Annotated in this window: 18 protein-coding genes; 10 read left to right on the top strand and 8 right to left on the bottom strand. The window is 69.1% G+C overall.

The genetic code is table 11. The features are described 5' to 3' along the window. Window positions 1–30 precede the first annotated feature (30 nt). From ABT254_RS23840 to ABT254_RS23825, 4 genes are all read right to left on the bottom strand, one after another. Window positions 31–2,547 (bottom strand): non-reducing end alpha-L-arabinofuranosidase family hydrolase, encoded by a 2,517-nt coding sequence (locus ABT254_RS23840; RefSeq protein ID WP_351473469.1) that lies wholly within the window; start codon window positions 2,545–2,547, stop codon window positions 31–33. A 143-nt stretch (window positions 2,548–2,690) separates the two neighbouring features. Further along, on the bottom strand, window positions 2,691–3,482 hold the full coding sequence (locus tag ABT254_RS23835) for a hypothetical protein (RefSeq protein ID WP_351473467.1): 792 nt from the start codon (window positions 3,480–3,482) through the stop codon (window positions 2,691–2,693). Then, a complete protein-coding gene (locus ABT254_RS23830) occupies window positions 3,479–4,009 on the bottom strand; it encodes a SigE family RNA polymerase sigma factor (protein ID WP_351473465.1) in 531 nt (176 codons plus the stop codon). Before ABT254_RS23830 ends, ABT254_RS23835 begins: the two co-directional genes overlap by 4 nt. A gap of 146 nt (window positions 4,010–4,155) precedes the next feature. Next, on the bottom strand, window positions 4,156–4,350 hold the full coding sequence (locus ABT254_RS23825) for a hypothetical protein (RefSeq protein WP_351473463.1): 195 nt from the start codon (window positions 4,348–4,350) through the stop codon (window positions 4,156–4,158). Window positions 4,351–4,774: 424 nt separating this feature from the next. On the opposite strand from ABT254_RS23825, the gene ABT254_RS23815 reads away from it, so the two are divergent. Beyond that, window positions 4,775–5,122: a hypothetical protein gene (locus ABT254_RS23815; RefSeq protein WP_351473460.1), complete on the top strand. Its 348-nt coding sequence runs from the start codon at window positions 4,775–4,777 to the stop codon at window positions 5,120–5,122. 242 nt (window positions 5,123–5,364) lie between these two features. Here ABT254_RS23815 and ABT254_RS23810 read toward each other — a convergent pair whose 3' ends face one another. Continuing rightward, on the bottom strand, window positions 5,365–5,556 hold the full coding sequence (locus ABT254_RS23810) for a hypothetical protein (protein WP_351473458.1): 192 nt from the start codon (window positions 5,554–5,556) through the stop codon (window positions 5,365–5,367). Window positions 5,557–5,828: 272 nt separating this feature from the next. Here ABT254_RS23810 and ABT254_RS23805 point away from each other — a divergent pair, with 272 nt between their 5' ends. Next, window positions 5,829–6,251, top strand: coding sequence for a CBS domain-containing protein (locus ABT254_RS23805; protein WP_351473455.1), 423 nt, complete (start codon window positions 5,829–5,831; stop codon window positions 6,249–6,251). 98 nt (window positions 6,252–6,349) lie between these two features. Continuing rightward, window positions 6,350–6,580, top strand: a complete 231-nt coding sequence (locus tag ABT254_RS23800; RefSeq protein ID WP_351473452.1) for a DUF6480 family protein — start codon at window positions 6,350–6,352, stop codon at window positions 6,578–6,580. Between the two features lie 92 nt (window positions 6,581–6,672). Here the strand turns inward: ABT254_RS23800 and ABT254_RS23795 are convergent, their stop codons facing one another. Next, entirely contained in the window at window positions 6,673–7,581 is a 909-nt protein-coding gene (locus ABT254_RS23795; protein ID WP_351473449.1) for a serine/threonine-protein kinase, read from the bottom strand. A gap of 85 nt (window positions 7,582–7,666) precedes the next feature. Here ABT254_RS23795 and ABT254_RS23790 point away from each other — a divergent pair, with 85 nt between their 5' ends. From ABT254_RS23790 to ABT254_RS23775, 4 genes are all read left to right on the top strand, one after another. Next, window positions 7,667–8,212, top strand: a complete 546-nt coding sequence (locus tag ABT254_RS23790) for an RNA polymerase sigma factor (RefSeq protein WP_351473447.1) — start codon at window positions 7,667–7,669, stop codon at window positions 8,210–8,212. A gap of 61 nt (window positions 8,213–8,273) precedes the next feature. After that, on the top strand, window positions 8,274–9,023 hold the full coding sequence (locus tag ABT254_RS23785; RefSeq protein WP_351473445.1) for a hypothetical protein: 750 nt from the start codon (window positions 8,274–8,276) through the stop codon (window positions 9,021–9,023). A gap of 141 nt (window positions 9,024–9,164) precedes the next feature. Continuing rightward, window positions 9,165–9,860, top strand: a complete 696-nt coding sequence (locus tag ABT254_RS23780) for a hypothetical protein (protein ID WP_351473442.1) — start codon at window positions 9,165–9,167, stop codon at window positions 9,858–9,860. 256 nt (window positions 9,861–10,116) lie between these two features. Then, on the top strand, window positions 10,117–10,320 hold the full coding sequence (locus ABT254_RS23775) for a cold-shock protein (RefSeq protein ID WP_020134439.1): 204 nt from the start codon (window positions 10,117–10,119) through the stop codon (window positions 10,318–10,320). 114 nt (window positions 10,321–10,434) lie between these two features. Here the strand turns inward: ABT254_RS23775 and ABT254_RS23770 are convergent, their stop codons facing one another. Next, a complete protein-coding gene (locus ABT254_RS23770) occupies window positions 10,435–10,809 on the bottom strand; it encodes a GvpU-like protein (RefSeq protein ID WP_351473439.1) in 375 nt (124 codons plus the stop codon). A gap of 475 nt (window positions 10,810–11,284) precedes the next feature. Here ABT254_RS23770 and ABT254_RS23765 point away from each other — a divergent pair, with 475 nt between their 5' ends. Beyond that, window positions 11,285–11,635, top strand: coding sequence for a MerR family transcriptional regulator (locus tag ABT254_RS23765; RefSeq protein ID WP_351473436.1), 351 nt, complete (start codon window positions 11,285–11,287; stop codon window positions 11,633–11,635). A 46-nt stretch (window positions 11,636–11,681) separates the two neighbouring features. Here ABT254_RS23765 and ABT254_RS23760 read toward each other — a convergent pair whose 3' ends face one another. Next, window positions 11,682–13,019 carry a hypothetical protein gene (locus tag ABT254_RS23760; protein ID WP_351473433.1) on the bottom strand — a complete coding sequence of 446 codons (1,338 nt, stop codon included), beginning with the start codon at window positions 13,017–13,019 and terminating at the stop codon, window positions 11,682–11,684. A 174-nt stretch (window positions 13,020–13,193) separates the two neighbouring features. Between ABT254_RS23760 and ABT254_RS23755 the strand changes: the two genes are divergently transcribed. Next, complete coding sequence (locus ABT254_RS23755) at window positions 13,194–13,616, top strand: DUF6325 family protein (protein WP_351473567.1); 423 nt, start codon at window positions 13,194–13,196, stop codon at window positions 13,614–13,616. A 31-nt stretch (window positions 13,617–13,647) separates the two neighbouring features. Next, window positions 13,648–13,932 (top strand): SHOCT domain-containing protein, encoded by a 285-nt coding sequence (locus ABT254_RS23750; RefSeq protein ID WP_351473430.1) that lies wholly within the window; start codon window positions 13,648–13,650, stop codon window positions 13,930–13,932. Window positions 13,933–14,028: the final 96 nt, after the last annotated feature.

The following is a 14,028-nucleotide window of genomic DNA, read 5'->3' as shown; positions in this document are numbered from 1 at the left end:
CGCCTTTCGTTGTCTTCGTCGGGCTGAGAGTCAGCGCTTCAGGGTGAGGATGCCGGGGCGGTACGGCAGGTTGTCGTAGGAGGCGTTCGAGTTGGGGTCCTTGCCCTGGTAGAGGAACTGCAGGTTGCAGGGGTCGATGGTCATGGTCTGGTCGGGGTTGCTGCGGACCAGGTCGCCGTGGCTGATGTCGTTGGTCCAGGTGGCGCCGCTGTTGGCCTTGCCGGCGAACGGGTTGGACTCGGTGGCGGCCTGCGCCGTCCACGGGCCGTTCAGGCTGGTGGCGGTGAAGGAGCGGAAGTAGCGCTGCTCGCTCGCGCCGCGCGCCTCGACGATCATGAGGTACTGGTTCTGGCCCTGCACCTTGTAGACCTGCGGCGCCTCGAACAGGTTCTTCGTCGTGTCGCTCATGACGGTCGTGTACGACGAGCCGAAGCTGCCGGGGAAGTTGCCGATCGGCATGGACGCCTTGTAGATCTTGCCGTTGTCACCGGCGAAGAACAGGTACATGTTCTTGTCGTCGGCGATCAGGGTCTGGTCGATCGGGCCGGTGCCGGATTCGCTGCTGGGGATGCTGCCGGTGAACAGCGGCTGCGGCGCGGACCAGCTGCCCGGGTCGGTGGGGTCGCTGGAGGTGCGGTAGTTGAAGGCCCAGCCGCCGCTCCACTGGGACGCCAGCACCCAGATCTTCTTGGGCGCGAAGTAGAACAGCGTGGGCGCCACCGCCTTCTGGCTCATGCCGGTCTGACGGGCCGATGCCATGTCCGACCAGTTCGTGAAGGGGCTGAACGCCATCGAGCCGTAGGACGAACCCGAGAAGTTGGACCCGTAGACCAGGTGCTTGCCGTTGTAGGTGACGGTGGTGAAGTCCTTCAGCGAGGCCCACCCGTTCGCCGGCTGCGCCAGCGCGCCCGTCGAGGTCCACCGGTACGTCGACGGAAGAGCACACGTGGCGCTCGTCGGCGCCCCGGTCGTGGCACTCGTCGGCGTCGCGGTCGTGTCGCTCTTCGGCGCCGCGGCCGCCTGGAAGGTCCAGCGCTGGTTGGCGCCGCCGCCGTTGGTGTCCCAGATCTGGACGGGGGTGCCGTTGGCGGTCTTGCCGCCGGGGAGCTCCAGGGCCCGGCCCGACGCGACGTTGATCAGGGTGTAGGAGCCGTCGCTGTTCCGGCTCGCCTTCCAGTGCTGGTGGGCGCCGCCGTTGGCGTCCCAGACCGTCGGCTTCGTCCCGTTGGCCGTCCGGCCGGCCGGCTCGTCCAGTACCCGGCCGCTGGCGACGTTGGTCAGGGTGAAGGAGCCGTCGCTGTTCTGGGTGGCCTTCCACTGCTGGTTGGCGGCGCCACTGGCGTCCCACACCTGGAGCGGGGTGCCGTTGTCGTTCTGTCCCGCGGGTTCGTCGAGAACGCGTCCGGCGGCCGCGTTGGTGAGCGTGTAGACGGTGCCGGAGGTGATGCCCACGGCCTGTGTGCCACCGCCGCTGCCGCTCCCGCTACCGCCACCGCTGCTGCCGCCCAGGGCGGTGAGCACGGCGCTGTAGGCGGGCTTCTTGTTGCCGCTCGCGTCGAACAGCAGGGCGTTCTCACCGGTGCGCCAGGAGTCGCTGTCGCGGATGCCCCAGACCGTGATGCCCGTGCAGCGAGCGACGTTCATGCACGCCTGGACGGCGTTGGTGTACGCCGTGGCGGACGCCTGGGCGATGTCGAGCTCGGTGATCTGCACGTCCACACCGAGCGCGGCGAAGTTGGACAGGGTGGTCTGGAAGCTGGCCGGCGGGCCGCCCGCACTGAAGTGGCTCTGGAAGCCCACGCAGTCGATGGGCACACCGCGCGCCTTGAAGTCCTTGACCATCTTGTAGACGCCCTGCGTCTTGGCGTCGGACCAGTTCTCGATGTTGTAGTCGTTGTAGCAGAGCTTGGCGGCGGGGTCGGCGTCCCGGGCGGTGCGGAACGCCTCCTCGATGAAGCCGTTGCCCAGGACGTCCTGGAACACGGAGCTGCGGTGCTGACCGCTGCCGCCGTCGGCGAAGGCCTCGTTGACCACGTCCCAGGCGTAGATCTTGCCCTTGTAGTGGGTCATCTCCTGGGTGATGTGGTTCTTCATCACCGAGCGCAGGGTGCCCGCGTCGGTGATGGACTTGACCCAGGCGGGCAGCTGGGAGTGCCACACCAGGGTGTGGCCGCGCATGCGCTGGCCGTGCGCGGTGGCGTGGTCGACGATCCGGTCGGCGGACCCGAAGGTGAAGTTTCCGCGGGAGGGTTCGATGGCGTCCCACTTCATCTCGTTCTCCGGGGTGATCATCTTGAATTCCCGGTCGAGGATGGTGGAGTACGCGGAGTCGCCGAGCTTGCCCGCGGGCACTGCGGTGCCGAAGTAACGGCCGCTGCCGGCCGCCGCGTCGGCGGCCGTGGCCGGTGCGGCGGAATCCGGCGTGCGTGCGGCAAGCGCGACCAGCGGTACGGCGGCCCCCGCGGCGGCGAGGACCACGGCGGCGGCCACCACGCGGCGGGTGGCCGGACGGCGGCGATGAGAACGGTTCTGATCTGACAACGGCATGTCCTTCTGGCGCAGCGGGCCTTGATCCGGACCCGGTTACCTGCCAGTTGCCGCCATGCACACAAAGGTTGCCGCGATCGAGGGAAGAATTGGCGCGGCCGCCGTCACCGTCCCCACCCAGTTCCACGGCGGCCTGCCGACGTTCACCGGGCCGGGACGAACCCTCCCCGGACCGACGCGGAGCCGCTCGAACCCTGCGCGTCGACGCGGTAGCCGTCGCCCGCGACACGGCGCACGCCGGTGCCGTTGTTGAACTGGGCGGCGAACTCATGGCTCCCGGCCGGCACGGTCAGGCCCGGCTTGAGGACCCAGCGGTAGACCAGCGTGCCGCCGGCCTCCTGGGTGGTGACGGTGAAGTCAGCGCTCGGCAGGGTCTGCCAGGTGCCGGTGATCTTCGTGCCGCCGGTCTGCACGATCCGGATCTCGACCGTGAGCGAGGTGAGGGGCTGCGTCGTCTTGAGGGCGAGGTCGCTCTGCGTCCAGTAGACGTTGCTGCGCGGGTCCAACGAGCCGGCCGACCACAGCGGCCCGTCCTGGCTCCCGCCGGCGGTCGGCGAGGGACTGGCGGTCGGCGGAGTCGGGCGCGCGCTGCCCGGGGTGGTGGTGGCCGGGGCCGGTGCGACAGGGGTGGGGCGGGCCGATGTCGGGTGCGGGGAGCTGACGGTCGGGGACGGGGTCGTGGCAGGCGTGGTCACGGTGGTCGGCGGCGACGAGTGCGCGACGATGGCGGCGACGGCGAGGCCGCCGGTCGCCAGGATGCCGGTGGCGGCGAGCCCGGCGAGCGCGACCCTGGTCCCGGACCTCGCAAACGGCCGCGCCCGGTGCCGGACGGCGGGGCCGGCCATGCCGCGTTGCACCCGGGCCAGCATCCGTGCGCGGTCGGGCCGGTGGGCCTCGGCGGCCTCGCGCAGCTGACGGGCGATCTCGTCGTTCACCGCTTCCTCCTCCCTGCCACCAGGTCCCCGGCCGCTCGTGCGCCCAGTATCCTTTCCAGCTCGGCCATTCCCTTCGAGGTCTGGCTCTTCACCGTTCCGACCGATATGCCGAGCGCTGCCGCCGTGTCCTTCTCCGACAGGTCGAAGGCGTGCCGCAGCACCACACAGGCGCGCTTGCGGTACGGCAGCCGGGCGAGCGCCGCGCGGACGTCCAGCACGGCCGCCGTGTCCGGCCCCTCCACCTTCTCGGGGCTGCGGGACCAGAACAGCGTGATCCTCAGTCGCTCCCGCACCGCGCTGCGGACCCGTCCGCGCGCCAGGTTGGCCACCACACCGCGGGCGTAGGCGAGCGGGTGGTCGGCCTGCCGGAACCGGTCCCAGCGCTGCCACAGGGCGACCAGGGCATCCGCCGCGAGGTCGTCCGCCGCGTCGGTCTCGCCGGTCAGGAGGTGGGCCAGACGGGCGAGTTCGGCATAGTGGCGTTCGAAGAATTCGTGGAACTCCGCGGACGCGTCATCGAGGACCATCCCCCGGTCGCCCTCTCCTGGCAATGATGTGCGCGTTGGTTGCGCGTTGAACAACATCGGGGGGCGCAGCCTAACAGTGACCGGCCCGGGATTCGAACGGCGGTAGTGCTCGGTTGCGGACCGGTGAAGGCTGTCCGGCGGGCTGGTCAATGCCGGCCGCACCGGACGCCGGTGCCGTCGACGGGCAGCCGCTCCCCGTGGATGTCGGTGAGCCCGACACCGGTTCCGCTCCCGGAGGTACGGCACGCCGGCACACCGACGACCGGCAGCGCCAAGGGAGTGCCCGTGACCAGTCCGCGCCTGCGCCACGGTTGCGGCGCGGCGTGCTTCGTTGCCCTCATGCCCGTCCATCCGGTAGTTCGACTCGGCCTTCCAGCTCCCAGTTGCCGCAGAGGACGAAAAGGTTGCCGCCCCGACGCGGCGTTCATGGCGCACCGTTCAGCACGTCCCTGAGGCGGGCCGCGTAGGCCCGGGGGTGGCCGGTGTTGCCGTTGTGGCCGCCGGGAAAGTCCAGCAGCCCATACCCGGTGCGTTCGGCCAGGGCCTTCGCGCACCGGCGTCAGGTCGAGGGAGGTCACGCAGGCACTGGACGTGCTCGCCCGGCATCTCATGCCGCCGTCGACCAACTCGCCCCGGGGCAGCGGCTGACGGCGTACGTCTGCCTCGCCACTTCTCGGACCGCGCAACACATGGAAATCCCGCTGCCGGGGAATCCGCATATCAGGCGCTCTTCCATGAAAGAGGGGAAACGTGATGGTGTCTCACATGCTTGAGCAACGTGTGCTCGTCATCACGGTGCACGACGATCCCGGCGTCGACATGAGGGCGGCACTGCTCGCTGAGATCAGCGACCTCGTCCACGGATACAAGCCGGCGTCGGTCGTGATCGTCCTGGACCATCCCGCGCCGACCCAAGCCACGCTCAGCGTGGTCCTGCGCGCCCACCGCCTGTGCAGCCGCCTCGACCTGGTGATGTCCGTGGCCACCCACAGCGCCCCCCTACGACGCCTCCTCGCGGCCGGCGCCGACACCGGAGAGGGCATTCGCCTGGTCGTCCACGCCCGCGCCGACACGGCGATCGCGACGGCCACCGCACTGACCACGGCTGCATGAACGCCGGCCGTCGAGCTGCGCCCCCCGGCCTGTCCGCGACCCCGCTCGGCATCGAAGGCAAGAAGCCACTTGGGGCCCTTTGAACCTTTGAACCGCGACAGCGCCGCCGAGGGCTGACACGACCGGCGCGGATCAGTCGTGTCCAAGCCTCGGCGGCATTGAGTTCGGTTGCTACATGATCAGCGTCGCGCGCTCACGCCTGCCATGCTGACGTGCGCGAGTAGAGCTCGTACGTGACCGGATCACGGGTGCTCGGCCTGCTGGTCCGGCGGTACCCCGCCGCCTTCGCCGCCGCCCTTGTCCCCCTTGTCGGTGCCGTGGGCACGTCCGCCGCCCTTTGACTCGGACTGCCGGGCCTTGAGTTCGGCGACATCCTGGGGGGTCGCGCCGCCCTTCTCACTGCGCCGCTGTTCCGGTTGCTGTGGATTGGACATCTACGTGCACCCCGCTTGCGTCGGAGGTCTTTCGGATCGACCGAGTTCCCCGGGGAGGCAGCCCGAAGCATTCGGCGGTCGTGCCCGTCGGCACACGCGAGCGGGGCTCGTTGAACGACGGTGCCCGATCCTGGCGAGTCCGTGACCGCGGGAGTCCAAGAGCACGCCCGGACGGAGGAACGCTGAAGGACGTGTGGGTCTGGCTGCCCAAGGGGTACTCGGCAGACCGAGCGGCGGTGAAAGCACTGCCCATTCCACGGGCGGGCAGTTTCATGACCCAGCATGTCAGCGAGATCATGACCGGTGCCCCGACGACCGTCGGACCGCAGACGTCCTTGACGACCGTGGCCCGGCTGATGCGGGACGAGAACATCGGTGCCGTTCTGGTCGCCGAGGGCGAGCGGCTGCGGGGGCTGGTCAGTGACCGCGACCTGGTGGTCCGCGCGCTGGCTGAGGGCGCGGACCCGAACGAGACGACCGTGGCGAACGCATGCAGCGACGACCTGGTCACGGTTCGGCCCGACGACGATGTGGGCCGCGCGGTGGAAGTGATGCGCGAGCATGCGGTGCGCCGTGTCCCGGTCGTCGACGAGGAACAGCACGCGGTGGGCATCGTCTCCATCGGCGACCTGGCCATCGAGCGCGACTCCGAGTCGGCCCTCGGCGACATCAGCGCCGCGAGGCCGAACAAGTGAGGCGTCCTCGTCCCCAGGAGGGCGGCTGCGACCCGACTCGATCGGACCGCTCCCCGGAACCAGCGACAACCGGCTGAGCCAGGAAAGGAGCGTGCGCCATGACGACTCCTGATCCCGACCCGGGACGAACCCCCGGAATCGAAGCAGGCGGCGGTGTGCCCCCCCCCGGTGAGACACCACCCGCCGAAGGAGGCACTTACGGCATCTCCCATCCGGAGCCGCCCGAACTACGCAAGGGGTGGGGCGCCATGCCGCTCGCCCTGATCATGGCGGTCGTGGCGCTGGTGGCCATCGGGCTGATCGCCATGGTGGTCGCCCTGATCACCTAGCGCCTGCCACACCCAGTGCACGGGCGATACCCGGCCCCGGCGGGCCCGAGGCACCGCGGCGGACCACGGGGACGCTGTCGCCGCCCGTGGGTTCAGCGGAGCAACCAGGTCAGTGCCGTTGTCACCAGGAACACGACGACCGCCGCCAGCCAGACCGTCAGGCGCGTCGGGCCCGAGGACCTGACCGACGTCCGCTGCTCGATCCCCCCGCTCAGCAGCGCGTCCGCGAAGGCCTGTGCGGTCTGCGGTCGTTCGTCAGGCTCTATGGACAGCGCGGCACGAAGCAGTGTTTCGACGCCGTCCGGGACCCCCAGCTCTCCGGGAAGGGCCGGCAACGACGACGTCGACGCCTGCCGCGTCGCCAGGACCGTGCGACCGCCCGACCCGAACGGCTTGCGTCCGGTCAGCAACTCGAACGCGACGACACCGAGGGCGTACACATCGGCTCGACCGTCGAACCCGCCGGTCTGGAAGGCCTGTTCGGGCGCCATGTACGCGGGAGTGCCGGTGGTCACCGTCAGCCCCGACGCGTCGGCCAGTTGCTTCGCGCTGCCGAGGTCCGCGACCAGTACGGCGGCAGGTGTGCGGCCGGCGTCGAGCAGGAGGTTCGACGGCTTGATGTCGCGGTGGACGACACCCGCGTCATGGAGCACCTGAACCGCGTACCCGGCCTCGGCCGCGAGCCGGAGCGCCTCCGCGGGCCGGCAGTGCCCTGTCTGCTCGGCCAGCGTGCCACCGCGGACGTAGTCCATGACGAAGTAGGGCCGGTCGTCCTGGACGCCGACGTCGTGAACCCGCACGACGCGGGGGCTGGAGATCCGGCGCAGCAGCCTCGCCTCCGCCAGGAAGCGCTGCCGTACATCGGCGTTCGACGCCCAGTTGTCGGCCAGCACCTTGACCGCGACATCGGTGTCGAGCTCGGGGTCGTATGCCTTCCAGACGGTGGCGAACGAACCGGCTCCCAGCCTGTCCTCGAGGAGATAACGACCTAGCTTCTGCATGTGGCAACATTTTTCCGGGGCGAGGTGGGGGCTTCCGTGCGACCCAGTGGGGGTCCAGGGCGGACGATAGCGGGGGGACTGCAGGGTGTTCGAGGAGGATGAGCTGACGCAGCTCGTGGCATCTGCCCAGGCAGGTGACCGGGCGTCCCTGGACCGCCTCCTCGTCAGGCTTCGGCCCACCGTCATGCGCCGCTGCTCCCGGTTCCTTCCGCACCACGCCGACGCCGAAGAGGCCGCGCAGGACGCCCTGCTCTCCATCAGCACGCATCTGCACGAGTACAGCGGACGGGGCTCGTTCCTCGGCTGGGTGACCGTGATCGCCTCAAACGCCGCCAGGGCAACGTATCGCTCGATGCGCCGGCGCGCGGAGGACAGTCATGCGGTCGTTCCCGACGGTGTCGACCCCCGGACGACGAGCGTCATCGCGGGGACCCGCCTGGACCTGATGGAGTCGCTGGCGGCGCTGGAGGAGCGGCACCCGGCCCTCGTGGAGTCCTTCGTGCTCCGCGATCTCGGAGATCTGACCTATCTTCAGGTCGCCGAGATCACCGACGCTCCTCTGGGCACGGTCAAGGACCGCATCCATCAGGCTCGTCGCTTCATGCGGGACCGCCTCGGCGGTGGCTTCTGAGACGCCCCGGCTCCCCGCTTCCACCCGGCATCAGCGCGACCGCGGGCCGGGAGGTGCTGCCGTGCGGCCTCGGACGATCGTCCTCGTCCTGGCGGTAGCCGTCGGACTCGGCCTGCTGACCGGCCGGTTCGTGCTGCCCGCGCCCTCTGCCGCGGGCACGCCGAGGACGACGCCGAGCGCTGCGGCGTCCTCGCCGGGCAGCGGCTCTCCGGCGCCGAGGCCCGCGAGCGGTCCCATCACGAACCGGCACCTGCTGACAGCGGCCGAGTTCAGGAAAGTCGGTCTCTCCAAGCGCATCTACGTGCGCGACCGTGTCGGAGACGGCAACTACGCCAACGCGACCTGCACCGGCGAGAAGACCCTCGGGGAGACCCTGGGAGCGTACGGCGCGCACTTCCGCGGATTGGTGACGAACGAAAAGGCGGGGACCGACGGCGACCCCACCCAGGCCGGGAACATCGACGATCAGGTCGCACGCGAAGTCGCCGACGACGCCGGAAGCCGGGCGCTGGCCCAGAACTACGCCGAACGCCTGCTGTTGGAGGAGGTGCCGTGCCAGAGCGAACCGGCCACGCACTGGGTGTACGGGCCGACGCACACGATTGATGTCGCCGCGGACATCACCGCGAGTTGGATGGGTGTCTACAGCGGCGATCTGAACACCACAGGGACCGCTCCCCGGGGCAAGGAGCCGTGCGGGGGCATTGCCGTACTCCGCAACGGCTCGCACTACGGGGTCCTGGAGGTCGATGCCTGCCTGGGCTCCGCCGCGATGACGCGGATCGTCCGTGCGGCCGTGACACGGCTCTGAGACCACCTCCGCCCATCCCGCCGACAGATGTGACGTGGATCACGCCGATTGCGGCGGATCGCCATCCAACATCTCCCGTACCTCCGGCATCTCCCAGACGTACGACGACGCCAACCGCGTCGCGACCAGACAGGAGATGAGATGTTCGACAACCAGGCAGGCCACAGGAAGTTCGCGCGTCGCGGGCGTACCGCAGGAGTGGCCGCCGCCGTCGGTGCCGCACTGATAGCGGTGGGCATCGGCGCGTTTCCCGCCGCCGGCGCCGACACGGGTTCCGCGAACCGGTCGGCAACCGCGCCTGCCGCCGCTCCCGCCCGACCCGGCCTCGGCTCCGCCGGTCTGCTGCAGAGTGACGACTTCTTCCAGCAGGGCCTGGTTCCGGTCCGCGCGACGGTGGGCCTGACCGGAAAGCAAGCTCTGTCGGCATGCTCCGGCGAGGAGACGATGCGAGAACTGACCAAGGGGAAGGCCGCCGCCTATGCCGAGGTGACCTGGGCCTTCGACACCAAGGGCACCTCGCTGACCGAATCCGCCGCGGACGGTTCCACCGACACATCGGCGGCCTCGTACAAGAAGCAGCTCGACAAGCTGGTGCGCGCCTGCCAGGACGAGCCTCAGGGTCACTGGTACTACGGCAAGGGGCACGCGATCACCGTCAAGGCCGGCGAGGGCAGTTGGTACCCGGCCTTCAACGGCGACGGCAAGGTCGCCGGCGGCGTCGCGGTGATCCGCAGCGGCCACAGGTTCGGCATCGTCGAACTCACCGGTCAGCCCAGCGACGACCCCGGCTACGTGGAAGGCATCGCCGCCGCTGCCGTCAACCGGCTCAGCCACTGAGTCACAGCAGGAAAGCCGCGTCCACGGAAAGCAATATCTGTAGCCGTGAAATGAGAAATAGGTGCGGGGTACGGCGAGTATTTCTCGACCATCTGGTGGAGCGGTATTTTCCAGCACGCAAGGCCGATCGCGCCGTGCTACTGTCGAAGTCAGTTGCAGGTGTGGTTGCCAGAAGGTTTTTCCGACGGCTGATCATCACGGCGACACGGAATGCGCACAGGGCGTATTCCCGTACACCGCCTCCGAAGGAGAAACAATGGCTAACGGCACTGTGAAGTGGTTCAACGCGGAAAAGGGCTTCGGCTTCATCGAGCAGGACGGCGGCGGCCCCGACGTCTTCGCCCACTACTCGAACATCGCCACCCAGGGCTTCCGCGAGCTGCTGGAGGGCCAGAAGGTGTCGTTCGACATCGCGCAGGGCCAGAAGGGCCCGACGGCCGAGAACATCGTTCCCGCCTGACGCACCGGCACTGACGCATACTTCGTAGCTGGGGCCCGCACCTTGAGGTGCGGGCCCCAGCTCGTTCTATTCCCGGGGTGATTCACCCCTGTCCCGGTGGGCGGAGGCGGCGTCTCACCGGTCGAAGTGAATGAGATCTCCTACGGTCCATGCGCTGACGTCCTCGATCGCGACTCGGTACATGCCACCCGTCTCCGGAATTCCGAGGGTGCCCTGCAGGATCCGGGCGAGATGAAAGTGCAGATGCGTGGGCGCCTCGCCGTGACCGGACCGGTTCCCTCGCGGACCGCGCGCAAAGACGTCCGCGAACGGGCCGAGACGGTCCGAGTCCTTCAGGACCTCCGCCACCCGCTCCCTCCACACGGCCTCCGGAGCCAGCCGGCCGGTGATGACGGCGCCGCCGACGACCACGGTCAGTGACATCTGATTGCTTCGCTCGGACTCCACCGCGGCGGAGATGGCGACGAGCAGCTCATCAGGGTTCGACATGACAGCAGAGCTTATGCGGCCCACCCGCACCCGAAACCCCCGCGGGGCCCGAAGTCACCGCGCCCGGTGACAGGCAGGCGGCGTCCGCCCACCGATGAGGTCCGGTCACGGCAGGGTTCTTACTCCACCGGAAGAGTGAAACCTTCTCTCGCGGGAGTAGATTTTCGCCCCTGGCTTGGGTATGCTTCTTCTCGTACGAGACGGTCGAACAAGAGCCGCCAGAGACGAACTGGCGGGCAGACGCCATCAGGAACGCCCGGTCCGAGGAGCTCGGCCCGGGTACCGCTGGACCCCCGAATGGATGGTGATCCCCGGTCAAGCAGTTGCGATCCCCCCGCACCCCCCTCTGCCGAGCCGGGTAGCGGAAACAGAAGGTCGGCACAGCAGTAGGGCCGACAGATGGTGTTCAATTTCCTTCGGGGCCCTGGTGCCGTACGGCACCAGGGCCCCTCGACGCGTTGCACAGCGAGGTGACATGACATCGGACAACCCCCTGAATGATCGTCTGGACGACGACGACTACCCCGCGTACTCAATGGGCCGGGCAGCCGAGATGCTCGGCACCACCCCGGCCTTCCTCCGGGCCATCGGTGAGGCTCGTCTGATCACTCCGCTCCGCTCGGAGGGAGGGCACCGCCGGTACTCCCGCTACCAGCTGCGGATCGCCGCGCGTGCCCGGGAGCTCGTCGACAAGGGGACTCCGATCGAGGCCGCGTGCCGCATCGTCATCCTCGAGGACCAGCTCGAGGAAGCGCAGCGCATCAACGCCGAGTACCGTCGCGCCGCCGGCGAATCGGTGGACCGCGCCGGCTCCGGATCCGCCTGAACACGCGGGCGACGCGCGGTATCCACGAGACAGCCCTGGCGATACGTCAGGGAGCGGTGGTCGTCCGGGAGTCGGTGGCGGCAGGTGCGGATCCGGTGTCCAGGAATTCGCGGATCGCGAAGCACGCCAGCACGATGACCGCGGTCCACACCACGACCATCGTGGTCGGGTAGTTCCAGGTGAACAGGACGATCGCGGCGACCACCACGATCACGACCCCGATCCACCGCTTGAAGCGGTGCACGAACCGCCCGACCGCCCCCATTCGAAGCCCTCCGGAGACCGCCACGTCACGCACGGCGCCGATGCTCCTGCGGCAGCTCGTGCGGACGAGGACGGCGATCCGGGACGGGCCGCTGAGGAAAGCGCCGACGGCTGTGATGAGGGCTACGGCACCGAGCGCCCGTACACCTGCGCGCAGGAACTTGATCAGCGCGTCGTACACCGCTCCGGCGGCGGCCGGCGAGGCGCCCGCGGGCAGATGGTCGAGGTACACGTCACGGAAGACGGTGAGCGCGATGCCGAGGATCAGCATGGCCGCGAACACCGCCAACGCGGCCCCGATCAGCGCGTGCCGGCGGTTGAACGCGGTGTAGACCCCAGCGGCGGCGACCAGCAGGGCGATGACGGGCAGCCAGCCGCCCATGATCTGCAGCACCCTCATGTATGTCCTGATCTTGCCGATGTCCTTCGACTCGAACACCACGAAGTTCGTGTGGACCTCCGGGATCTTCGCGGCCACGCCGAGCCCGGCGCTGACCAGCCGCTCCTTGACCTTGGCCACGATCGGCCCCACGTCGATGGCCACCTGATTGTTCTCGAGCGAGACCGCGCCGTCGGCTCTGCCCGTCAGGGCCTTGTCGACGGCCGAGTGCACTCTGCGGTTGCCTTCCACCCAGACCGTCTCGAAGGCACTGCTGGTGACCACTCGCTCGACGGTGCCGCTGACCAGCTGCTTCAGACCGTTCGTGATCGGTGCCTGCAGATTGCCGACCAGCTGGGCCGCCTTCGGTGGGACGCCCTTCTCCGACACGGTGTCCTGCAACTGCTTGACCAGCGCATCCACGTCGATCTGTGCCAGCACCGCGTCAGTGACCCGCCGGGTGACCGCCTTCTGCACATCCGGATCGGTTGCCAGGGGTCCCACCGTTGCGACGTAGCGGTCCGTGTCCCGCACGATGCTGTTCGCCCAGACCGCGACGACGGACAGCAGCGACAGCAGGGCCGCGAGGAGGATCAGCAGGACGGAGCCCGTGGACCGGAACGGGTGATGCCGGGCCGCCTGCGGGCGCACGCCAGTCTCGAGGGCACCCACGCGGTGCCGCAGTTCGTCCAGTTCGCTGCGCTCGCGGTTCGAGAGCGGCTCGTCAGCTGTGGGTGCCATGGGCACCAGAAGACCCATGCGATGCCGCAGGCGCGACCCGGGTGAGCCCGACGAGTGACCGCGCACGACGTGCGACCGGCACGGTCCGATGATGCAATGGCTTGGGGGGACGGCCACGAGCTCAGAGGTGACGCCGTGAGCGACGCATTCGACGAAGTCGACACATCCGGCGAGATGGGACCGATCGACTATCTGGTCGTCGAGTTTCCCGGCAACCGCATGACCGGCGAGGGCTTCCCCATCCTGGTCGACCTGGTGGACCGCGGCCTCATCCGGATTCTCGACCTGACGTTCATCCGGAAGGACACCGACGGATCGGTGACCGTCCTGGAGATCGGGGATCTCACCGAAGACGGCCGACTCGACCTGGCCGTCTTCGAAGGAGCGTCCTCCGGGCTGCTGGGCCAGGACGACCTCGAAGAGGCAGCCGCCGCCCTGGAACCCGGCAACTCCGCCGGCGTCCTGATCTACGAGAACCTCTGGGCCGCCCCGTTCGCCGCCGCCCTGCACCGCGGCGGTGCCGAGCTGGTCGCCTCCGGAAGGATTCCCGCGCCGGCCGTTCTGGCCGCGCTCGACGCGACCGAGACCTCGCCCTGACGAGCAACTGGAAGCGAGAAGGGAGATCGCCATGCCGGGACTCCTCCGAGGAATCGCCCGCACGGCCGTCGTCGCCGGAACGGCGACCGCCGTGTCGAACCGTGTATCCCGCCGGCAGCAGGGGCGATGGGCGGCCCAGCAGGAGTACCAGGCGCCCGCACCGCAGCCGGCACCTCCTGCCGAGCAGTACGCTCCCCCGGCCACCGACATGACCAGCAAGATCGAGCAGCTGAAGCAGCTGGGCGACCTCAAGGCCCAGGGCGTTCTCACCGAAGCGGAGTTCGAGGACCAGAAGCGCAAGCTGCTCGGTTCCTGACCCGGGCCCTTGGGTCTTTGTCCACCGGATCGCCCTTGGCGGGTGATTCCGGTTCAAGCGGGCTCCGATGTGATGGGACAGGCACGTCCGCACGTG

This window comes from Streptomyces sp. NPDC001137 (genome assembly GCF_040298885.1).
Lineage (GTDB): Bacteria > Actinomycetota > Actinomycetes > Streptomycetales > Streptomycetaceae > Streptomyces.
This window is presented reverse-complemented; position numbering and strand designations above follow the sequence as displayed.